This is a genomic window from Natrinema halophilum, assembly GCF_013402815.2.
Classification (GTDB): domain Archaea; phylum Halobacteriota; class Halobacteria; order Halobacteriales; family Natrialbaceae; genus Natrinema; species Natrinema halophilum.
Genome location: NZ_CP084880.1, coordinates 270,382 through 287,336, shown reverse-complemented (window position 1 = coordinate 287,336; position 16,955 = coordinate 270,382). Strand labels below are relative to the sequence as shown.

Below are 16,955 nucleotides of genomic sequence, written 5' to 3'. Positions count from 1 at the left end.
GAGACAGTAGCCTCGGTCCGGTGTGGGACGCTACCAGCCGGGAATCCACGACTCGTATATCAAGTGCGATACGCCACGATGTGGTGCCAATAACGCTCCGGAAGAATCCTCAGAGTACGACACGGACTGTTGGCGGTGTGGAGAACCCCTCGGCGGAAAGCCCGAACTCGGGGACACCGTTGCTGTCGATATCGTCGACGAGAAGTCAGACGGCACGCTCGTCTGTAAAACAGAGAGCGGTTTCGTCCTCTTTCTCGAGGCAGACATTTCGGCGATTGAGGCAACAGTTCGCGTCACGTCTGTCGACGAGACGTACGGTGAGGCAGAACTGATCGAAACAGGTTGATACTCGAAACTGCCGTCGTGGCAGCATATTGGGTAGCCCGATCTCCCCTTCACTCGCACCCGACTGGGGCCGACCTGATCACGACCGTTGTCTCGGTGACGCCGCCAGTCCTCTACAGCAACTCCGTAGAAGCGGCAACTGTGTTTCGTACGCATAGCGAATGATCGCGTTGACAACGCTTGAGAAGAAGGAGAGATTTCGGATAGGCCAACTAGTTAGCCCAACCAGTAATGCTACTCGATGAGCCTTTCTGGAAAGATGCACGTCCCGTTCTGTCTCCGTGGTATAACCAGTGATCAGTATTCTGGAAATTGGCGGAAGGGGAAGGCCGTCTGGTTAGGCTGGCCAGATAGGCTATCCGAATATGCTATTTCGTCTCCCTCCGGAAAGCGTCTAACCCGAAGAAACGATTCTGCTATACAACCCCATTATCCTAACCCGTTAGCCTATACGGATACACCGATTAGTTAGGTTAACTAGTAAAGCTATCAAGAAGGCCTGTCTAATAACTACAGCTGGACTCAGTTCCGAGACCTTCCGCCTCCGTGGCCAACACCCCCTGTCTGAGAAAGGAGGGGGAAACTGGTCGAATATGCTATTCGGTTAGGCTATTGGGTTAGTTTCTCAGGATAGGAGTATTCCCGTCGAACTGCCGTTCCTGACGTAATTGGACGGGGCTGTTAACTAACCAGGTTGACTTATTGGTTAGGCTATTCGGATATGCTATTCCGTTCGGCTACTCGACAAAGCCACACGGTATCAGGGACAGGAAACCCGGTATCAGCCGGAGTATACCTATTGAATAGATATACCGGTAAGGCTAATCGATTAGTCTGATTGGATAGGCTGCTTTACGTTATACGGATGGAGCCTGTCGATTTATCAAAACACCTGTGATCTAATCGCACGTGCTTGGCAGGAGTTTCAACCAGATAGGCCAGTTGGCAAGACTTCTTGAATAGGCGTGCCAGTGATCCTAACTAGAAAACGCAGACGAAACCATATAGATCACGTACTCAAACCACTTGCGGCGCATAATCCGGTTGTTCTATCGAATTAATTGGCCTGCGTAAACAGAGTTATCCGAACTCGATCAATCACACGAAAGATGTTATAGAATGGCCAAGAAAACATATTCTGCTAGACAACACATCTGGTCAAGCGTCCCGAGTGGCCTAACCGATCGTAGCGGGTCGAAATGGCGGATACGAACCAAGTAATCGCTCATCTGGAGATGAGCTATTCGGTTAGGCCAACTAGTTAGACTATCCAGACGGTGTGGCGAAGTATTATATTCAAGAAGACTAACCGACAACCATGCTCACATATACGACCTACTCCGAAGCGGGTGGTGTCGGAAAAACCACCATAGGCGCAGCACTGCTCGAGTCCCACGCTGCACACGGACTCGATGTCCTCGCGATCGATATGGATCAACAAAACGGATCGCTCACCTACTTTCTCGACGTCGATGCCCCACGAGACGATAGCCAGGCCGACAACATCGTTCGACATCTGATCGATCGGCCGAAAGGGCCACTCGAGGACCTCGTTCACGAAACCGAATACGGACTCGATTTACTTCCAAGCCATAATATGCTGGAAAACCTCGAGGATCTTCTCAACCGGGCACAGCAGATGGCGGAGGATCTCGGCGAGGGAGACGAGTTCGACCCATACGATCGGCTCCGACAGGTACTCCTCGAATCTGGGCTTCCCCAGAAATACGACGTCATCGTCGTCGACCCGCCTGCGACTGCAGGCCCCCACCTGTACAATGCAGTCTCGGCGACACGGAGTCTGGTAATCCCCGTCGAGCCGACCGGCAAGGGCATGCAAAGCGTCCTCGGACTGGAAGAACTCGTCGATGGTCTCGAGGATCGGCTCGAAGCGGAAATCGGCGTCCTCTCTGCAGTCCCAAATGGTGTCGGTCGAACGTCCGATCAGGAACGGTATTTGTCGGAAATTCGCGATCGGGGCTATCCGGCACCCGTTGCGATCCGCGACCGGTCGTCGCTCTTCGAGGGATGCTGGGATCAGCAGTGTACCCCACGCCACTACGTCGATGCACACAGGGACCGACAGCGCGACCACGAAATGGAGACGCTCGAGAAAATCGATCAACTAGCAACGAAAATCGAGGAGGTGGGCGGTCTATGAAAAAAGGAACCGGGAGCGATCCATTCGCAGACATGGGCCAAGACGATACCGCCGGAAAACAAACTACTGAAGAAAAGCCCACCGATGAAGCAACCGACGATGAACCCGATTCAAAACCGGATCGGCAAAACGAGGAATCGGAATCAACAGCGGAGGCAAAAACGACGACCGATGAGACAGTTACCGAACGGGAAACGGGATCGAACGACTCGATCGTAGACGATCCGCCACAAAACAGTGCGAGCGATTCGGGCGTTCCATGGGTTTACGTCCGCGATAACGTAAAACAGGACCGCGAGATGGTGCAATTTTACTTGCGGGATTATGTGACCGACGCAGAGAGCGATTTCGTTGACGCGGTAAGCGAAGAACTCGGAACTGACGTTTCGAAGACCGACGTTCGAGAGGCAGCCTACGAAGCAGCAATGTACAACGTCGATGACGTCGTCGATCGGCTTCGAGACTGGGGCTTCGAGTCGGTCGACTAGTCCGTATAGTAAGTTCGGTCAAGTTGCGAACGATACCAGCCATTCACGGGCCCGGTTCGTAGTACATGGAGACCTCCGCCCCGTCGTAAACGGAGAGTGATCATCGATCCCTCAAGCGGTTGGGCACAGCCCGACGACGGGGCTTTCCGAACTACACGGCACCGTTGGGATAGTTACCGGTCTACGGTTGGACCTGTTCTTGTGAGGCAACTCCCCCCGATTTGATTGTCGAACAGGCGAACCGATGGCTGGGCTAGATAGCCGTTCCTATCCTGGGCAGGACGCGGAGTTCCCGCCGCACGCATATTCTCAGCCGCATTCACGTCACTATCAGCCACCAATTCGCAGTTCTTCACATGTATAACCCGCGTTCACCGCGATTCGAGGCTGCTTCCATCCCCCATTCACAGCAGGGTTTAATTCATGAACATTCCGATAGCCGACCATGGTTTAAATAATTTGAGCGACCGCCTCGGAACACACACTCGTTTACCCTCTAGTTCTGGGTTCCCGTTTCGGGAGAGCCTTCAGTAGCCAAAACAGTTGTTTTGGTTGATTTCGCCGATGAGTTTCTGTTCGAAGTTTCGTGATAGGTGAACACCTTCTAGTTGGTTGGTCTTCGGATAACAGGGCGGCAAAACGGGGTAATCCCACGAATATCTGTGATGGCATTTACAACGCAACACGCCCGAGATAGATATAGCGCCATTTGGTGTATGGATGTAAGAGTAGCAACCTCGACAGAGTTCAGACAGTAAAGACCACTATCAGTTCATCACAGTATGACCGAAAATAGAAGGCGTTACTGAGCAAACGCCTTCGTGAGACGCTTGCGCATATATTCTCGACGGTGTTGGCGACGCTGCTGTTCCGAGAGGTAATTTTTCAGGACAACGCTTACGTCCGAACTCCCCTGGTCAGCCGCAATCGCCTCGAGGTTGTCGAGGAGGGCGTTTTGCGAATCGAGGTACGTAGTATACCAGAATCTGCGCCCCATCTTCGAAGTTGGCGTCTCCCCTCGGACCTGAACGCTCGCACGGTCCGCGATGCGCTGAAAGCGAGCTTGAACCGTATCGCCGATAATATGACCAGACGTGGACTGATCGGACGGAAAGAGATACCCGTTCCAGTCCCCGTCTCGAGCGCTAAGCGCATCGATTCGATCGACCACTGTCTGGCGACCGTAGATCAACGCGACCGTACCCGGCCCGTTCTTGCGTTCTTCGAAATAGATGTGCGGATCGGATCCGTCGAGTACGAATTGGGACACGTGGAGCGATGCGACCTCGCTCCGTCGGAGACCCCACCCGCAGAGAGCGAGTACGAGAAGTTTTTCTGACGGTGATTCGACGGCATCGTAGATCCGATTGACCTGCTCGTCGGAAAGGGCGACGTTATCGGGCTCTGGTCGTTTCCAACCGTATTCCATATCGATCGTTTCCGCGGGGTTGTACGCTGCTTTTCCACGTCGAACGAGATGCTCGTAAAATTGTGACACGTCGCCCAAGTACCTGAGTTTCGACTCGTCACTATCGAGGTTGCGATCGAGTTCGTCGAAAACGGCGAGAACACGCTCGATTTCGTGAGCTTTCTCTTCGATGTCATCTATGCGACCGGTTAGGTCGGCCCGGCCGTGGACGTCTCGATACAATCGCGCGTACGTGGCGAGCCGGGACTGTTTAGTCGCAATCGTATTTTCGGCGAGGTCCCGCCGCCGATCGAGGGTTCGAATGTACGACCGGAGTTCGTCGACGGTAGATTCGTCCCCGATATGCCACCTGTACCCGTCCGCAGACTCGTCGACGAAACCAACGGATCGAAGAAATTCTGCGAGCGTCAGATCATGCTGTTCTCGAAGCGCATCCTGCAGGCCGCCGAATCCAGCGTCGAGAAGGTCTCGATAGGTCGGCCGATCGTCGAGGTCGTGACCGTGACGACGAAGTTCCGGTTCGATGCGGGCCGTCCAGAACGTTCGAAGCTCTTCGAGTGATTTGTGTGACCAGCGAATCGTGTCGGTATCGGCATCGGTCATGGTTTGACGCGACCAAAGAGTGGATTCGCTCCGTTCAGGGTGGATTTTGAAACTGGCATTTTCGTGCATCTACGCAGTGGTGACAGATATTAAAAACTACCGTGTAGACTGTTGTCGCAAGTGGACAACCGATCTACACCCATTAGTACCCTGAACCCGCCTGCAATCCATGAATTCTATTCCGCTATATGAAATTCGGACAGGGGTGGCGCGAATACCACCCGCGTCTAACAGCAGAGTCTTGCCTCAGACGCATTCTCGACCGTACTCCGACTCGCCTCTGTGCAGGGACCTGCCGTTCGATCCTGACGGAACGCAGTGACGGGATCGGTACGGTAGTGGACGTCTTGCAGGTGGGAAGTACATGCCTGCATAGAATTCAGACCTCGCACAACCAGCTTCGCCAGTCGATAGGAGGGCGGAACGAGCAAGACCCGACACAACTCCGGAGGAGAAGCTACCAACTACACGTGACGGAAAACCGCGAGCGGAACTAGTCCGCCGACTCGCCGACCACGCCGGCGTCCCGAAGGGAGGCGATCTCTTCGTCGTCGAACCCGAACCGCCGGAAGACGCTATCGGTGTGTTCACCGAGGTCTGGCACGGGTCCTTTTCCCCCGTCGAGTCCCTGTTGAACCGACGCGGGAAAGCCGATTCGCTGCGGGCCATCCCCACCGGTTTTGATGACATCCCGCTCACGGAGGTGGGGGTCCTCGAGTGCCTCCTGTGGCGTGTTCACTCGTCCGATCATTACGTCAACGTCTCCGAGTTGGTCCTCCCACGCTGCCAGGTCCTTGGTTCGGAACGTTTCGGCTAATTCGTCCCGTACGGCCGTTCTAACGGCTTCATCCCCTGATTGGTGTTTCTCGAGGAGATGTGGCTTGTCGAGTTCGTCACAGAGCGTGGCCCAGAACTTCGGTTCCAGTGCCGCGAGAGTCAGATACCGGCCATCGGCTGTCTCGTAGACGTCGTAGCACGGATATTTCCCGGTTAAATGCGTCTTGCCTGGGCGGGGGTTTTGGCCGGTCATCGCCAGCACCCCGACAGCCTGGGAGAACGAGAGGACGGCGTCCGTCATCGAGATGTCGATGTAATTCCCTCCGGTAGACCCTAGTTCCCGACTGAGAAGGGCACCGACGATGCTGAGAGCGGCGAAGGTCCCGCCGGCCATGTCGCCGATGGGGTAGCCTGGGAGCCGAGGCCGTTCGTCTTCATCGGCTCGCGTCATATCTATCAGGCCGGCGAACCCTGCATAATTGAGGTCGTGACCCACTCGCTTGCGGTACGGCCCCGTCTGGCCGTATCCCGAAAGCGAACAGTAGACGATTTCCGAATTGTACTCCGAGACGTCCTCATACCCTACGCCTAACCGATCCACCACTCCTGGTCGGAACTGCTCGAAGACGACGTCCGCCTCCGCCGCGAGTCGGTAAAACGCTTCCCGTCCCTCGTCGCATTTCAAATCGAGAGTGACGCTCTCTTTTCCTCGGTTGACAGCCGTGAAAACCGCCCCCTGGCCGCTATCCATCGTCGGTTCGGTGTAGCGTGAGTAGTCACCGCCGTCCGGTTGTTCGATCTTGATGACGTCTGCGCCCATCTCTGCTAACAACTGTGTGCCGTAGGGGCCCGGTAACAACTGCGACAGATCGAGTACCGTGATGGAACTGAGATCCATACCAGCACGATTCGCCCGGACGTGAATAAAACTCCCTTCTGCGTTCCGATTCAGATGGCCTGTATCGAAGCGAGCACTCGATTTTGTTGCAGCCCCGGGTTCGGAGGCCGTACTGACCGGGATGGCTTACGATCGAACGTACCCGCCATTGACGCTCAGCGTCTGTCCCGTGATCCAGTCTGCAGCGTCGCTACAGAGGAAGGTCACGCCGTCGGCGATGTCTTCCGGCCGGCCGAGACGATCCAGCGCGTAGCTCTCGAGGATTTTCTCCTCGTATTCGTCGATCCAGTCCTCAGTCGCGGGTGTCCGCGTCGTACCGGGAGAGATACAGTTGATACGGATGCCTTCGTCGCCGACTTCCTTCGAGACGGTCCCTGTAAAGGATACGTTCGCTGCCTTCGCAGCGCCGTAGACCGCCAGCCCGGGGTCGTTACCCTTGTAGGAGTCGCTTGCGAAGTTGACGATTGCACCGTCACCGCGCTCTATCATGTGAGGTAACACGGCATGCGTGCAGTTCATCGTTCCATAGAAGCAAACGTCGACGGCCGTGTCCCAGTCCTCGGGCTCAGATTCCAGGAAGCTAGGCGTTCCGGCCGCTACGCCTGCGTTGTTGACGAGGTAATCGATCTTGCCGAGGTTGGAGACGACCGTCTCGACCATCGCCTTTGCGTCGTCGGCCGACGAAACGTCGCATTCGACTGCCACCGCATCGACACCGTATTCGGCTTCGATCTCCTCGGCCGTCGACGCCGCCGTCTCTTGCTGGATGTCGGCGATGGCCACATCTGCGTCGCTTGCCGCGAACGCTTCGACTATCGATCGTCCGATACCCTGTGCACCACCGGTGACGGCAGCAACGTCTCCGGCAAAATCACATTTCTCCGCAATGGTAGTGGTTCGCATCTCGTAAAACGATTGACCGAACGAACAAAAAGAGTTGTCATTTGACAGGCCGCCAGCAACCGATCCCAGGGCGGAACACGTCGAGAGCGACTACTCGCTGACACGGATGTCCACGAGGAATTCACACACGAGTTTCGCTGTGCGGTCCAATCGTTCCACCATCGGGTAGTGTCCAGTGTCTTTCATAGTGACCGCCTCACAGTCCGGCAATCCGGTAACGGTCTCCTCGAACACGTCGTCCTGAAAGAAGGAGTCGTCGTCTCCACAGACCAAGAGCACGGGACAGGTCGCCTCGGCCAGCTGGTCGGAAACGTCGTGGTCGGCCCACGCTTGCAAGTCGTTCGCTGCTGCGTGCTGGGATTCGCGATGTTGCCACTTCAATTCCTCGAGAAGGGGCTCGCCGTGGTCGCCTGCCGTGCAGTCGACGACCGAGTAATCGAGAAGGTCATGCCAACCGGGGCAAGCGTGCGGGTGCGACTGGCGTCTGAGCGGGGCGCCACGGGTTCGACAGGCCCTTCTGATGGAGATCGCAAAGGCGATGTCGTCGGCGTGGTTAACGGCGACATCGAGGATGGTATCCCGCCGATTGAACAACCAGCGACGACTGGTTGCTCCACCGCAACTGTCTGAAGGAACGGCCAGAGGAATTCGGCGTGCTGGTGAAGGCGTGAGTGTGGCACCCAGTCGACGGATAGGACGTGCCATGTCCGGGAAGATCCGGTACGAAAACGTGGTAGCCAGCTTGTGCGGGTTTCGGGCCGACGTACCGCCACTGGCGCCCCTCCGCGCCGGCAGTGTGGACGAGGACGATGGCGGGCCCAACGGATCTCCCGCCGTCTCGTAGTAGGTCCTCGTTCCCTCGATATCGACGTACTGTCCGCTCAAATCCGCATCGACGTCCGTCATTGGATCGCCTCCCGCTCGAGCGTCTCGAGATGACGAACCAGCAACTCGAGACAGTCTCGCATCCGGTTCCTTTCGATTTTGTTGCCCTTCGTCCGAAGGCTGCCGTCGTAGAGGAGTTCAGACAGCGATGCGTCGGTGCAGACGAGTCGAGCCCAGTTGTTCGTCTCGCCGACGACGCTGAACGTCTCCCCGGCCATGGGAACGGACGGTTCCGTGGCGATGATCGCGCGCCTGTAAATCCTGAGCCAGAGTGTCCGGGACCCGGTTTCGATGGTGATCGACCCGTCGAACTGTTCGGTCGCCGATTCGAACCGATGATCGTCATTCGCTGCTTGGACGAGATCCTGGGGCCCCTGCATAGCAGTTGTCACGTCGGAGCAACCAAGCCCGCGACAAAATGTATCACTATGTCGTTGACAGCGGTCTCGTAGCCCGAAAGCGCAAGAATGGCAGCTATTCCACGGCCTATTTGTTCGCTTCCGACTACTGCAACTGTCTCGATGGTGTCACTATCGACTACCATTTGTATGCGGCATCAGATACGGATAAAAGTGTCCTGTTCGGGTCAAGGCGTCCATTCGGTCGCCCGTCACCGTTTAGTTCATGTCCCAAAGGAGTAGCTATATGACGTTAGTCAATAATAACCGGAACGCATGCCAACCGAATTCGAAACGACCGCCGTGGAATTTGATGCCGAAACAGGGATTGGTCACTTGACGCTCGACCGTCCCGACTCGCTGAACGCACTCAGCGGTCAGCTTCAGACTGATATTATCGCCGGGCTCGAAAAACTTGACGCGGAGAACGACGAGGCTGACGGGGTCGCACTCCGCGCAGTAGTTATCGAGGGCGCAGGAGGGAATTTCTGTGCTGGAGCGGACATCAACGAATTCAGTGATGCATCCGCAGGTGATCGGTCAGACCGCTCTCACTACGAGTTCATCCGGTCGTTCCCGGTCCCGATCATCGCAAAGATCCGCGGTTACTGTCTCGGTGGCGGGTTCGAGACGGCGATGTCCTGTGACTTCCGGTTGGCTCACGAAGATGCACGATTGGGGCTTCCGGAGGTCGACCTCGGACTGATCCCTGGCGCGGGCGGGGTGCAACTGATCAGCGAACTAGCCAATCCCGCAGTCGCGAGAGAAATCGCGATGACCGGCGACCATATCAGCGCTGACCGTGCACACGAGTTGAATCTCGTCAAACGATTTTCCGATGAGGAATTCGACGACGCCGTGGCCGAGTTCGCGGAAAAGATCGCATCGAAGCCACCGCTTGCGATTCAGGCGATCAAACGATCTGCTTCTGTCGCCACTCAAACCGACCTCGAGGAAGGTTTCAAATACGACCGTCAACAGTTCAAACCGCTGCTGGCGACCGAAGACCACGAAAAGGGTGCCCGTGCGTTCGTGGAGGACGACTACGAACCGTCGTTCACCGGACGATAATAGCTCGAACGCGACAAAGTTTCGACGACATTTTCTAAACGAATCGCTTTCGGATAGACGGCAACGCCATCAGAAAGCGGAACGAACCCCGAAGCTGGTCGTTTTCGCGTCTGGCCAACCATCGATGGCCACCGTCCGCCGAGAGTCAGACCGATTCGAACGTAGTCAGCGAACCATCCGCACAACGATAGTTCGTGGAATGAACCCAGCAGGTCTCTCGTCGGGTAGTTCCCGTTCCGTATTACGGAAGATGAGCTATCGGTCCCGGATCGTTCCGTTCACCCCTTTCTCGGTATCGCCCGATTGTACGGCCAACAGAGCCGTGAACCGTGACCTGAATTCATATCGGAAACCGAATTGTGCGAGTTTTCGCTCCGTCTTTTCCACCCATATGGTTGGTAAGGTCACCGGCGATCGATGACTGAAGTGTGGTACTTGAGCCCATGCTATTCTCTTTCAGGAACGGAGACCATACCGCAAAAACCGCCGAAGCGTACGCTGAGTGAGGATGACGGAACATGAGAAGGAAAATCGACGATATAGTGTGTTCAGCCTGACCGAACTGATAGAAGACGCATGATTATTACAGAATAATAGTACCGAATTGAGATGAAAACTGTCGATCTGAGACTCGTATCGCTGTTTCGACCCTCCATGTAGCCTGACAGCAAGTGTTCGAAAGCAAGATTTTAGGAGAGATGAATTGCTCTGGTTGCGGAATGCCAGAACGCGAATCAGCATATGTTGCTGGTGCCTTCGAACATTCGACACGGAAAGCACCGGAAATGTCGACTCCGCAGTTACCTGCCGAAGTGGCCAAGGGTGCACTCGATGATGCAGGTCTATCGAAAGCCAGTATCAACGGGCTCTTTACTGCGAAGATTCCCGAGTGCCGATCCGGACTGACCCCGCTCCGTCATAGCGGACTATCTCGGAATGAAGCCGTCAAACGTCGACACAACCGATTATGGTAGCTCATCCGATATCGCAAACGTCGGACACACAGTCAGCGCTATCCGTACTGTGAAGTGTGACGTTGCACTCGTCATGCTCGCCGGTCGTCCCCGCTCTCGCGGTTACGCGACGGGACCAGGTGCGAGAGAGATCAAAACAGTACAGGATAATTTCGGGCGGATAGACGGCGCGACCAGCATCACGATGGGTGGCATGGCCGCGCGACGGCACGTGCGCGAGTACGGCACGACGAGCGAACAGTTCGTCGAGATACGCGTCGCTGCCTCCGAGCACGCACAGTACAACGAAGACGCAATGTATCGAGACCCCGTCTCCGTCGAAGACGTCGTCCAATCACGGGCCGTAGCCGATCCACTTCATTTACTCGACTACTGCCTGATTTCCGACGGTTGCGGTGCGCTGGTCATCGTTTTCGACGACGTTCGCGCCGGTCTCATCCGCGAGGCCGTCGAAGTGCTCGGTCATGGTGAAGCTCCCTCACACCACGGTGCCGGACGAATCGATATCACCCACTCCGGAGCCGAATCGTCCGGTAAACAAGCCTTCGCAGAAGCCGAACTCAGCCCCGATGACGTCGGTTACGCGTCGATCGACGATTCCTTTACCATCACCGTCCTCGAGGCGCTCGAGGGCCTGGGCGTCTGCGAAAAGGGCGAGGGCAGTGAGTTCGTCGAGGGCGGAACGTTTCAGGCTCCTGATAGTGCCCTTCCGCTCAATACGGACAGCGGGGGCCTGTGCTCGAATCATCCGGGGAACCGCGGCGGGATGACCAAAGTGATCGAGGCCGTCCGGCAACTCTGCGGCGAGGCGAATCCGGAAGTGCAAGTCGACACTGAGGTCGCTCTCGCCCACGGGACGGGTGGAAGTATGGCGACCCGTCACGGTGCAGCGACCGTCGTACTCGGGAAAGAAGACCAGTGACCTGGAGCCCGCGCCCCGCTCCAGAAGCGAACCTGGAAACTGAGTGTTACTGGCGGGCCGCATCTAACGGTGATTTCCTCGTTCGGGAATGCAACGACTGTGGACTCGTGTATCACTACCCGCGGTCGCTCTGCCCCGATTGCTTCAGCGACGACGTCGAGTGACATGATACGTCGGGCTGGGGCGAAGTATACTCGTATTCGACGGCACGAACGATGAACGGCTGACTGGAAGCTGACTTACCGCTTATCCTTGCGTACGTGGAACTCGACGAAGGGACGCGACTGATGACGAACATCGATGTCAACTCCGAGGAAGTCGCTATGGGAAGGCGCGTTGCGGTCCAGTTCGTCGATACCGAAGACGAGAACGTCTCGATTCCCATCTTCGTTCCGAGAGAGGGGGGAGCGAAACCGGGTTCGACCAGCCCTACAAACGGTCGAGTGGATGAGATGCCAGGAGACACGACTGATACCGACGCAACGATCCGGTATCTCGCCGGGAAATCTATCGACTTCCGATCGAGTGATAACCGAAGGTCGAAGCAGGCGAGTTGCCAGTCTCCCAGTGTTACAGGAGTTTGAAACGTAGTCTGGCCTTTTACCGATGAAGAACTCCCAGACCACCACCGATCGAAAGTGTTGGTTTTCATCGCGGAATTCGAACAGCACGTCGATAAGCGAGTCCCACCGGACCCTGAAAGAAGGATTCATCGGGAAGGTTCGCGTTCGCCGAACATGAAAGAGAGAAGCAAGCCGATATCATCGAGACGATCGGTGCTGCTGGCACGGACGGATTCACTCACAATGCCAAGGCGATCGGGAGTGAATATGAAACGGCAGATAATGCGATTACTATCTGATTGAGCGTCATCGAAGACGCGATGGGAATCACACTGAACGGGTTTTAATTTCATTTCGGCGGTGCAGAAATGTCGAATTCGTTCCGTCGAAGAAACGAAATGCGACCGAGTGCATGAATAGTGATCGAAACACCGAGAACGTTAAACTCGTGGAACCAAGTGGATCGTTCGATGCGGGACTGGTGCAAAAATATCATCGACGAAACTGACATCGGCGACATCGACGACATCGACGACATCGACGACATCGACGACATCGACGACATCGGCGACATCGACGACATCGGCGACATCGACGACATCGGCGACATCGGCGACATCGGCGACATCGGCGACATCGGCGACATCGGCGACATCGGTTATATCGGGGATCGGGTCGTCGAACCAGGCCACGCCGATCCGATCGACGATCGTATCGCGACCGACGAGAGTGATGTGAAGTTTCGACGATAGATATTAGAATTGATGAGGACGGCGCTGCTCGAAGAATCCCGGAGAGTGTACGATTCGATGATAAAGTGATCGATACTGCATATATGAGAATTGCCAGGCATATTCTGGAAGGGGCCACGCGTTTGATGTGGCCGACTAATTCCGTAGTCGACGGCTGACTGATACCGTGGTTGACGGTCGACTAATTCCGTAGTCGACGGCCGACTGATACCGTGGTCGATACTGCACGCTACCATAACTTCCGACGGGACGATACACAGTGAGTCGAAACGATCGAGAGCATCGGATTACTGGAGAAAGATCCTGATAACGTCGGCCACACTACAAGTTTCGATCGTCTAAGAGCAGTCGTTTTCGTACTCGAACGACGAATAACAGTCGTCGGGCATAGCGTCACCAGTAACACGTGCAGTCGGTTTTTCACTCTGTCTGGATCAGCCGGGTGCAAGCGTAACGACGATTTGTCATATTCCAGGTAGGTCCGTATCCCTTCTTCTCGGTACCAAGACGGGCGGATGGCCGACAATCATATTATCATATGGAACCAAGTGTTCCCACAACGATGCACCCCCCCGAAAACGTACCCGAGTTCCTGTGTGAGGAAATCGAAAAAATGGACGACGATATCAGAATGGCCGTAGCCGCATTCGCAGAACGCGGCGGTTCAGCCCCCGCTCAAGTTCCCGATACGATCAGATGGGCATTTGCGGTACAAGAGGACGACGTTATCGAAAAAACCGGCGAGTACGCACAGCGTCTCGCGGAAATGGGCGAATCCGAAGAAGTAAACCCGGTTAAAACCGAATCGGATTCGAACGAATCGGATTCACCGTCCGACAACAACGGATCTGACGAAGCCGGGTCCGGACTCTTCAGTGGTGGGTTTTAACGTCCGTGTAAACCCATCTCGGGTTGATACCACTCTCGTAAGCGAACGAGTCGCGGAAAGTGGAACAGAATAGTTGGCCTCTACACGGCTGGGGCAGATGGGGTCGGGGATTACGTAGCAGTACTCAGAGACATCTGACGGCACGACTACTGGCCGCTCGACGACAACAGGTCTTCGGCGTCGATCCGGTCGACACGAGGGAGTTGTCCAGGTAGCTCTAGGTCGTTTCGTATCTATTGTATCCCGCCAGTCGTCGGCTCCAGAGCGGTCGCCACGAGGCAACTGCTTTCAGTCCGTCCTCGAAATACTACTTTCAGCGACGACACGACGGCGGCCGATCGCATCACGAGATTGAACGCCTCCCCAGAAATCGTTTCGCACGGAGGGGCGATATCGGCGTCTTCTGTCTTCGGATCAATCAGACGGACGTGGTGTCGGAATTCGCTGAACCGCTCGAGGAGCGGTTCGATCTACAGGTCGTCGACAGCGACTCCCCTTCCAGATGAACGCTGTTGGACGTGACTCGATCACCGGCTCACAGTGGCCGGATCGATCGCTTCTTCGGTGGCCATCCCTCCTTGGTCGGCCCGGATGTCGCTTTGAGCGTGTGGGCGATCCAATCCCGGGTTTCGGAAGGATCAATAACAGTGTCGATTCCCATCCCTTCGGCCGCACGGACGGCATCAGTCCGATCTTGGAACGTTTCTACGAGTGTCTCCCGTTTCGCGTCCGGATCGTTGGCCGCCTCGATCTCTGATCGGTATGCGATATCGACGGCTCCTTCGATACCCATCGCACAAATTTCTGCAGTCGGCCACGCAGCTGCGAGTTCACTGTTGTTAGATCGGCCGCTGGCCATAAGGTTGTAGCCGAACCCGTAGCCACGACGGAGCACGACGTTCAGTTTCGGCACTGTGGCTCTGTTCACCTCGAAGAGCATGTTGGCAGCGTGATTGGCAATCCCGGCGCGTTCGGTATTAGGTCCTGGCATGAGACCTGGCGTATCGGTAAGGGTGAGTAATGGGAGGCCGAAGGCGTCACATGTCGCCACATGCTGGGCGGCTTTGTCCGCAGCGTTGGCGTCGACGGTTCCTGCCTTGAACCGGGGGTTGTTGGCCATGATCCCCACCGATCGCCCCTCGATGCGAGCGAATGCGGTGACGAGATTCCGTGCGAACGCAGGTTTGATCTCAAACACTGACTCGCGGTCGACGATCCCGTTGATGACCTCGTGGATGTCATAACCCTTGGTTTTTTTCTCGGGCATAATATCCAGAAGTCGTTCCTTTTCTGCATCGGTCGGCGGTTCGTACCTGTCGCTACGCGGTGGCTCCTCGTTCGAGTTAGTCGGGAGATACGAGAGGAACGTCCGGATGACGTCGAGGCAGTGTTCGTCGTCGTCACAACCGATATCTGCGATGCCGCTCTCGGTGACGTGAATCTGTGCGCTTGCGTAATCGTCGACGTCGACATCGTCGCCGAAGGCTTCCTGCACGAGCGCAGGGCCAGCGACGCCCATCCGCGCTTGTCCGTGAATGACGGGGACGAACGTGCTCTGCGTCGAGTAGTTCGTCGGGCCACCAAAGCTGTCGCCCATGACTGCGGATACAGTCGGCACCCACCCAGAGAGCTTCCGCAACAAGGTAATCGTGTTGTCGCCGGCGACGGTTCCGCTCTTACCGAAGGTTCGAGCGTCCAGTCCTTCCTGGATCCGCTGTCCGCTACCGTCCTGAAGCATAACGACCGGTATCCCCCGACGCAGGGCGATCTGGAGGATGCGGTTCTCCTTCTGGCGGGCTGTCTCGCCCCGTGACCCGCCCTTGACGGTGTAGTCACTCGCGACGATTCCCACGGACCTACCGTCTATCTGGCCAATTCCGGTGACGATTCCATCGGCAGGCGCATCAGCTCTGTCCCAGTTTACCGTCTCCGGCGTGTTCGGAGCTGGAGCTGCGAATAGTCCGATTTCTTTGAATGAGTCGTCGTCGCAGAGGTACTTGATCCGCTCGCGCGCTGTCATCGATCCCTGCTGGTGTTGTTTCTTCACGGCCTCTGGCCGACCCTCGTCACGGATCTCGCGTCGGATCGACTGGACGTATTCGTAGAGTGAACGCGGATCTGTATCCCGGTCTTGGGCCATGCGTAGGCAGAACAATAAGGAAGTTGTTAACGTTTTTGCCCCCGTAGAGTCGTGTTTAGATAAGCGCATTTTGGCGGTGGGCGAGGGCCTGCGATCACGATTCGGAGGGCTCTGGTGGCACGTTGCCGAATGTTTTTGAGAACTGCTTAGTTCGGCGTTTTACTTCTCGATACACACGTTCGACGGTATTCCGATTCTCATGAGTTTATGCTGGAATCGGAGCCCATGGCGATGGAGGGCTACCTGCAACCATGGTGCCGAATCGGCGAGAAACATCGCATCATCGACCTGATGTTCGTCGCGGAGTTTGACGAGGAATATCAGGGTCACTGCCTGATCACTAGTCAGATAGAGTCTGACACACAGCAGGCGGTTGGTCTCAGCATCGACCGCGGCGTACCGCCAAAACTGCTCGTCGTTGATTCGAATCACGGTCCCATCCTCCGCGACGTGATTCGGGTCGAAACCGGAGGTGGGCTGGAGGTCGGCCTTCGTCACCCAGTTGTGAACGGTGGTTCGATGCCGATCTCCACCCAACCTCTCAAGAACAGAGACGGTATCCGAGAGAGATAATCCAGCATGATGGAGATGGATACCAAGCTTCATCGCCAGCTCGGGTGTCACTTCTCACTCCAGTAAGTCTAACCCGATTCAGTCGTTATCCCCGGCGAGGCGATCGATATCGAGCATATACCACTCACAAATCGTTCCCCGCCTCATTCTTCGACCTCATCGCAACACTACCCCCTTGGATGGC

16 protein-coding genes and 2 pseudogenes are annotated in these 16,955 nt (G+C 56.1%); 9 read left to right on the top strand and 9 right to left on the bottom strand.

Translation table 11 applies throughout. The annotated features are described in order from the left end of the window. Positions 1 to 22 precede the first annotated feature (22 nt). The 3 genes from HYG82_RS43175 (at position 23) to HYG82_RS43165 (ending at position 2,994) form a co-directional block, all read left to right on the top strand. Positions 23 to 346, top strand: coding sequence for a TRAM domain-containing protein (locus tag HYG82_RS43175; RefSeq protein WP_235217972.1), 324 nt, complete (start codon positions 23 to 25; stop codon positions 344 to 346). Positions 347 to 1,663: 1,317 nt separating this feature from the next. Further along, positions 1,664 to 2,506 carry a ParA family protein gene (locus HYG82_RS43170; protein ID WP_235217971.1) on the top strand — a complete coding sequence of 281 codons (843 nt, stop codon included), beginning with the start codon at positions 1,664 to 1,666 and terminating at the stop codon, positions 2,504 to 2,506. Continuing rightward, the gene (locus tag HYG82_RS43165; RefSeq protein WP_235217970.1) at positions 2,503 to 2,994 is read left to right on the top strand and encodes a DUF7970 domain-containing protein; all 492 of its coding nucleotides are present in this window, start codon (positions 2,503 to 2,505) and stop codon (positions 2,992 to 2,994) included. Before HYG82_RS43170 ends, HYG82_RS43165 begins: the two co-directional genes overlap by 4 nt. Before the next feature lie 802 nt (positions 2,995 to 3,796). Here HYG82_RS43165 and HYG82_RS43160 read toward each other — a convergent pair. The 7 genes from HYG82_RS43160 to HYG82_RS43135 form a co-directional block, all read right to left on the bottom strand. After that, entirely contained in the window at positions 3,797 to 5,026 is a 1,230-nt protein-coding gene (locus tag HYG82_RS43160; protein ID WP_235217969.1) for a tyrosine-type recombinase/integrase, read from the bottom strand. A 493-nt stretch (positions 5,027 to 5,519) separates the two neighbouring features. After that, the gene (locus HYG82_RS43155; protein WP_235217968.1) at positions 5,520 to 6,701 is read right to left on the bottom strand and encodes a CaiB/BaiF CoA transferase family protein; all 1,182 of its coding nucleotides are present in this window, start codon (positions 6,699 to 6,701) and stop codon (positions 5,520 to 5,522) included. Between the two features lie 126 nt (positions 6,702 to 6,827). Further along, entirely contained in the window at positions 6,828 to 7,604 is a 777-nt protein-coding gene (locus HYG82_RS43150) for an SDR family NAD(P)-dependent oxidoreductase (protein WP_235217967.1), read from the bottom strand. A gap of 90 nt (positions 7,605 to 7,694) precedes the next feature. Continuing rightward, entirely contained in the window at positions 7,695 to 8,198 is a 504-nt protein-coding gene (locus tag HYG82_RS44795) for an alpha/beta fold hydrolase (protein ID WP_425495432.1), read from the bottom strand. Further along, positions 8,158 to 8,415, bottom strand: coding sequence for an alpha/beta fold hydrolase (locus HYG82_RS44790; RefSeq protein WP_425495442.1), 258 nt, complete (start codon positions 8,413 to 8,415; stop codon positions 8,158 to 8,160). The genes HYG82_RS44795 and HYG82_RS44790 overlap by 41 nt, the downstream gene beginning before the upstream one ends. A gap of 91 nt (positions 8,416 to 8,506) precedes the next feature. Continuing rightward, complete coding sequence (locus tag HYG82_RS43140; protein ID WP_235217965.1) at positions 8,507 to 8,869, bottom strand: hypothetical protein; 363 nt, start codon at positions 8,867 to 8,869, stop codon at positions 8,507 to 8,509. Between the two features lie 8 nt (positions 8,870 to 8,877). Next, on the bottom strand, positions 8,878 to 9,033 hold the full coding sequence (locus HYG82_RS43135) for a hypothetical protein (protein ID WP_235217964.1): 156 nt from the start codon (positions 9,031 to 9,033) through the stop codon (positions 8,878 to 8,880). A 130-nt stretch (positions 9,034 to 9,163) separates the two neighbouring features. Between HYG82_RS43135 and HYG82_RS43130 the strand changes: the two genes are divergently transcribed. The 6 genes and pseudogenes from HYG82_RS43130 (at position 9,164) to HYG82_RS43110 (ending at position 14,058) form a co-directional block, all read left to right on the top strand. Further along, positions 9,164 to 9,958, top strand: a complete 795-nt coding sequence (locus HYG82_RS43130; RefSeq protein ID WP_235217963.1) for an enoyl-CoA hydratase/isomerase family protein — start codon at positions 9,164 to 9,166, stop codon at positions 9,956 to 9,958. 719 nt (positions 9,959 to 10,677) lie between these two features. Next, positions 10,678 to 11,854, top strand: a pseudogene (locus HYG82_RS43125) (thiolase domain-containing protein). Then, positions 11,851 to 12,018 (top strand): Zn-ribbon domain-containing OB-fold protein, encoded by a 168-nt coding sequence (locus HYG82_RS44415; protein ID WP_284145047.1) that lies wholly within the window; start codon positions 11,851 to 11,853, stop codon positions 12,016 to 12,018. The pseudogene HYG82_RS43125 and the gene HYG82_RS44415 overlap by 4 nt, the downstream one beginning before the upstream one ends. 63 nt (positions 12,019 to 12,081) lie before the next feature. Further along, positions 12,082 to 12,438, top strand: a complete 357-nt coding sequence (locus tag HYG82_RS43120) for a Zn-ribbon domain-containing OB-fold protein (protein ID WP_284145060.1) — start codon at positions 12,082 to 12,084, stop codon at positions 12,436 to 12,438. A 449-nt stretch (positions 12,439 to 12,887) separates the two neighbouring features. Then, entirely contained in the window at positions 12,888 to 13,169 is a 282-nt protein-coding gene (locus tag HYG82_RS43115; protein WP_235217961.1) for a hypothetical protein, read from the top strand. A gap of 562 nt (positions 13,170 to 13,731) precedes the next feature. Next, a complete protein-coding gene (locus HYG82_RS43110) occupies positions 13,732 to 14,058 on the top strand; it encodes a hypothetical protein (protein ID WP_235217960.1) in 327 nt (108 codons plus the stop codon). A gap of 535 nt (positions 14,059 to 14,593) precedes the next feature. Here the strand turns inward: HYG82_RS43110 and HYG82_RS43105 are convergent. Beyond that, positions 14,594 to 16,198, bottom strand: coding sequence for an acyl-CoA carboxylase subunit beta (locus HYG82_RS43105; RefSeq protein WP_235217959.1), 1,605 nt, complete (start codon positions 16,196 to 16,198; stop codon positions 14,594 to 14,596). A gap of 94 nt (positions 16,199 to 16,292) precedes the next feature. After that, positions 16,293 to 16,849 (bottom strand): annotated as a pseudogene (locus HYG82_RS43100) (IS6 family transposase). Positions 16,850 to 16,955 lie beyond the last annotated feature (106 nt).